A 255-nucleotide genomic window follows, 5' to 3' on the forward strand; every position below is an offset into this window, starting at 1 on the left:
ATCAAGACAAATGGGTTGGTCGAATCCATCTCAAAGTTGAACAAGATCGCGATGTCCTGTAAAAATGCATCCTTCGCTAAATGCATCTCGTCCAAAATGAACACCGGCGTGATCCGCCGTTCATGATGCAATCGCTCGATCGCCTGCTGGATTTGGCGGAAGAGATCTACCTTGCGGTACTTCGGTTCCTCTCCTAATCCCAAGGCCAGTCCACGGTAAAAATCCATCACGCCTCCGGTGGATAACGGAAAGTAG

General features: G+C 49.4%; 1 protein-coding gene. It reads right to left on the reverse strand.

Annotation, left to right across the window (positions count from 1 at the left end):
• A partial coding sequence (locus ETC02_RS18720; RefSeq protein ID WP_171698515.1) for an ATP-binding protein occupies positions 1–255 on the reverse strand: 255 nt, incomplete at both ends.

Source organism: Geobacillus sp. DSP4a (assembly GCF_013096875.1).
Classification (GTDB): Bacteria; Bacillota; Bacilli; order Bacillales; family Anoxybacillaceae; genus Geobacillus; species Geobacillus thermophilus.